This window comes from Mycobacterium sp. 1165178.9 (assembly GCF_001673555.1).
Taxonomy (GTDB): Bacteria; Actinomycetota; Actinomycetes; order Mycobacteriales; family Mycobacteriaceae; genus Mycobacterium.
In genome coordinates this window covers 1-4471 of the sequence record NZ_LZMB01000163.1, presented here as the reverse complement: position 1 = coordinate 4471, position 4471 = coordinate 1, and the positions used below count along the sequence as shown (strand labels likewise).

The following is a 4471-nucleotide window of genomic DNA, read 5'->3' as shown; positions in this document are numbered from 1 at the left end:
CATGATCGCACCGCGGTCGGCGCCGCCGAAGAGGCGCAGCGACAACGTGGTTGGAGCCTGGAGGTCATCGATCTGCGGTCCCTGGTGCCACTCGACTTCGATACCGTCGCCTCATCGATCCACCGGACCGGACGCTGCGTGGTGATGCACGAGGGCCCGAGAAGCCTGGGGTATGGAGCGGGTGTGGCCGCCCGCATTCAAGAGGAGTTGTTTTACGAGCTTGAGGCGCCGGTGTTGCGCGCGTGCGGGTTCGACACCCCGTACCCGCCGGCGCGGCTGGAAAAGTGGTGGCTGCCCGGACCCGACCGGCTGCTGGATTGCGTCGAACGCGTGTTGGCGCAGCCATGAGTGACGGGCGTATCAAGCCGTTTCGCGTCCCCGACCTCGGCGAGGGACTGGAAGAAGTCACCGTGACGCAGTGGCACGTGGCGATCGGGGACGATGTCGAGCTCAATCAGGTGCTGTGCACGGTGGAGACCGCCAAGGCCGAGGTGGAAATCCCGAGCCCGTACGCCGGACGGATCGTCGAAAGGAATGGCGCCGAAGGCGATACGGTCAGCGTGGGAGCGGTGCTGCTGCAGATCGACACGGCGCCGCTCGGTGGTGACCTGCCTGCCGCCGAAACCGCGGTGCCCACGCTGGTCGGCTATGGCGCCGACTCCGGCATCGACATCAGCCGACGCCCCAGGCGCCCGCTCGCCGCCCCTCCGGTGCGAAAGCTGGCCAAAGAGCTGATGGTTGACCTCAATTCGGTGCAGCACGCGGCTGGGACCATCATCACTCGGGAAGACGTGCTGTCGGCGGCTCGCGGGAAAGGCAATGGCGCCGACGTCCGGCCGGTCCGGGGTGTGCAGGCCCGGATGGCGGAGAAAATGACGGCGTCGCACAAAGAGATTCCGGCAGCCAAGGTCGGCGTCGAGGTCAACTGCACCGAGCTCGTGCGACTGTCGGACCGGTTCAGTTCGGTGGAAGAAACCATATCGCCCTTCGTGCTCGCGTTGCGATTGGTCGTCATCGCGTTGCGCCACAACGAAATGCTGAACTCCACCTGGGCCGACTCGCCGCGGGGACCGCAGGTGCGCGTCGAGCATTGCGTGCATCTGGGCATCGCCGTGGCCACCGAACGTGGGCTGCTGGTCCCGGTCATCACGGACGCCCACAGCAAGACGACCCGCGAACTGGCCGGTCGGGCAGCCGATTTGATCGCTGGTGCGCGTGCCGGCAGCCTGGGCCCGGGGGAGTTGCGGGGCTCGACGTTCACAGTGACGAATTTCGGGGCGCTGGGCGTGGACGACGGCGTGCCGGTGATCAACCACCCCGAGGCGGCCATCCTCGGGATGGGTGCGATCAGGCCGCGGCCCGTGGTCGTGGGCACACAGATCCTCGCCCGTCGGACGATGTCGCTGACGTGCGTGTTCGACCATCGCATCGCCGACGGTGCACAAGCAGCCCAATTCGTCTGCGAGTTAAGGGATCTGATCGAGTCGCCCGAGAGCGCGCTGCTGGATCTATAGGTCTTGCGTCAGGGATGCGTCGGCACGTGCACCGCTGACTACCTGCGTTGTGCCGCGGCCAAACGCTCTGCGAATTGCGGCGATTGGATCGAACGGGACTGCGGCCCGAGCTCCGCGCGCATGGCGAGCTGATGCTGCTCGTTGTCCAGCGATCCGGGACTGGCGGTGGCGCGCATCGTGGCCTTGGTCGCCAGTACCACCTCCCGCGGCGCCGCCGCCGGACCGGCGGCGAGCTCCAGCGCCGCAGCGACCGCATCCTCGGCCACGCTCAGCGCTAAGCCGTGCCGCACGGCGGCGTCGGCGTCGAAGCGCATACCGAACAACAGGGCCGCCCGGGCGACCTGCGGGCCGACCGCGCGCTGCAGCATCCACGTCGCACCTCCGCCGGGGTGCAGCCCCAGCTTCTGGAATCGTGCGTCGAACACGGCGTTGGATCCGGCGATACGGACATCGGCCGCCAGGGCCAGATTCAGGCCCGCGCCCACGGCCGCCCCGTTGACGGCGGCAATGGTGGGCAGCCGGCAACTACCGACGGCCATGAAGCCGTCATAAAGCTGCTGCAAACCCTTCTCGGCCGATCCACCGCCGGCAGCGCCGAGGGCGCTGAGATCGGCACCCGCGCAGAATGCCTTGCCCGCTCCGGTGACCACCACGGCATGCACATCGGGGTCGCCTTCGGCGCGCTCGACTGCCTCGCGCAGCTGCCCTGACGACTCGGCGGTTATCGCGTTGCGCCGATCGGGATCGTTGACCGTGATGAGCGCGACGCGGTTGGTGACCTCGAAAAGGATCGATTCGGACTGGGCCATCGGGCACCTCCGGCTTCGCTTTGTGGCTGTGGATCCACCCGGCCAGTGTCAGCGCCACGGGCGAGGTAAGACTACTTCGCGCCGTCCGCGCGGGGCGGACCGGTGTGAGCGTGATTAGCGACAATCGCAGGATGACAGCGGAACTCAAATCGGCGAGCCATAGTATTGGCTCGCCACATTGGCTGAACTGTATTAGCCCACGCCTGAAGCACCGTTGACCCTGCCTCGTGGTGGCGAAAACCCTTTGCCGGGCGTCCGATGGATATCGGAACGTATTAGTAATGAGGTATTTATCAAAACGTTATCTGTCGCATCTGACGTTTCCAGCCAAATCCCCGGTCCAACCTGCCGAAACGTATGGTGAGACACGGGCCCGCCGGCCCCGGCGCCGGCGCCGGCTGCCGGCTCGGTTCAGCCGTCGATAGTTGCCGGATCCGTTACAGCTCGGGCTTCGCTAGCTTCTTCGCCAGCTCGTCGAGTTCGGCTTGGCGCTCACGCACCGCACAGCCCCGCCATTCGATGCGCGTTCCATGGGGAATCGCCCTCGGTAGCGCATTGCTGCGCAACTTGTTATTCGCATAATGGATTGCAGCGTCAATCTTTTCGATGTATAGCTCTGCGTCGTGCTCTGCGCAGGAACCCTCGATACGCTGGACTTCGTCCCAGCAGGGGTACGAAGAGTACCGGGCGTCAAGCTGCTGTTGAGAGATCTGTGTCGCGAAGAAACAACGCCAGTCGCGGCTCAACCAGCCCCTCGTCCTGACTTCGACTTTGATTCGATCACCTACGCCAGCTATGAACTTGGGCTCCCCGACGCGCACCACCGGCTGCCATTCATCCGCCGCCATATATCGCCAACCCCCTCGAAGAGAAGACGCGCTAGCCAATGATCTCGCCCTAGGCGCCGTCTGCTCGTTTTGACACGCCGTCAGTATGATTAAACCGCACTCATTAAGCGGTGGCTCCGCCATTTTGCCGGTTTACTGGGCAATATGAAAGCTCGACCAAATGCCATTACCGGGGGGTTCCGTGTAGGACTCAATGCTGATATCGCTGCCAAAATTGCCGTGACCTGCGTCACTGCGACCACGCGCCGTCTGTCCGGTTGCAGCCCCGCCGAGCTCGCCACGACCGGCCGTCCGCTCTGTCTCGCTCCCGCATCCGCCACCGGGGGGCTTTCCGCCATCAGAGGTGACTCCCGAATCGGATAGCAGACTCCTAGCGGGTTCGGAAATCTCGTAGTGGTCAAACCGGGTGGCCGCGCACCCAAGGATCCGTTGAGGCTCAGCCACGCTGCGCTTCAGACGACTTAGAGATGGCCGGCGACGAAAGTGGCGGCCTGACCGGGCATTCCGGACCCCCGGTAAGACAGGTGGGCCGCCGAGAACGACTCGTCGTGCGACGGCGGCGCCAGGGGACCGCCCGGAGTGCACACCGAATCGCCCGGCGCACACAAGTCAATAGCCTTCGCCCCGTACCACGGGCTGACCACGCTCACCGGTGCCCCCAGATACCGGTCCGACGGATTCCCGAACAGGGCGAGCGCGGCAACATGGTCCGCCTCATCCGACGTCAGTATCTGAGGAACCAGGCCCCCGATCGACGCCTGGGCGATGGTGATCAGATCGATCACCATCGCGCCCTGGCCGTATCCGCCGAGCACCAGTTTAGTGTTGGGGCAGTTCGCCACCATGGATTGAGCGTGAGCGTGAGCGTCGCCGGCGCCCGCGGACGCCGACGGGGCGAAATCCTCGTCAGCGGGGTAGTTGACCGCATACACCCCGAGGGACCGGCTCCCGACCTGGGAACGCAACGAGTCAATGAAGGCCTGTCCGACGCCGCCCACGCCGGGCGGCTCGGCTGTGCCGCGGGCGAACGTCACCTCGACGTCGGGGCATGGCGCGGCGGACGCGGAAATCGGTGGGCACAGCAGCGCCACCCAGGTCGTCATCACCGCGACACTCAGCAAACGCGCTAATCGGCGCGCCTTCATCTTTCAGATGCTAATTGACATTTCGTCGAATAGGGAGCGCGCCCGGGACACGCAGGCGAACTCATACATGCCCTGGGTGCCCCTGTTCAGAGTCGGTTGATGGTTGACGTTTCTGTTTCGGTTGATCCTTGACACTCTGGTTTTGTGGTTAGGCC

General features: G+C 65.1%; 5 protein-coding genes. 2 read left to right on the top strand and 3 right to left on the bottom strand.

From position 1 onward, the window contains the following. Both A5652_RS07905 and A5652_RS07900 read left to right on the top strand, forming a co-directional pair. On the top strand, positions 1–348 hold a 348-nt coding region (locus A5652_RS07905; protein ID WP_304441765.1), incomplete at its 5' end, for a transketolase C-terminal domain-containing protein. Next, positions 345–1514 carry a dihydrolipoamide acetyltransferase family protein gene (locus tag A5652_RS07900; protein WP_067348818.1) on the top strand — a complete coding sequence of 390 codons (1170 nt, stop codon included), beginning with the start codon at positions 345–347 and terminating at the stop codon, positions 1512–1514. The genes A5652_RS07905 and A5652_RS07900, both read left to right, overlap by 4 nt. Positions 1515–1552: 38 nt before the next feature. Here A5652_RS07900 and A5652_RS07895 read toward each other — a convergent pair whose 3' ends face one another. From A5652_RS07895 to A5652_RS07885, 3 genes are all read right to left on the bottom strand, one after another. After that, on the bottom strand, positions 1553–2323 hold the full coding sequence (locus A5652_RS07895) for an enoyl-CoA hydratase (protein ID WP_067348814.1): 771 nt from the start codon (positions 2321–2323) through the stop codon (positions 1553–1555). Positions 2324–2760: 437 nt separating this feature from the next. Then, positions 2761–3171 carry a hypothetical protein gene (locus A5652_RS07890; RefSeq protein ID WP_067348810.1) on the bottom strand — a complete coding sequence of 137 codons (411 nt, stop codon included), beginning with the start codon at positions 3169–3171 and terminating at the stop codon, positions 2761–2763. 461 nt (positions 3172–3632) lie between these two features. After that, positions 3633–4316 carry a cutinase family protein gene (locus A5652_RS07885; RefSeq protein WP_156745214.1) on the bottom strand — a complete coding sequence of 228 codons (684 nt, stop codon included), beginning with the start codon at positions 4314–4316 and terminating at the stop codon, positions 3633–3635. Between the last annotated feature and the right edge of the window lie 155 nt (positions 4317–4471).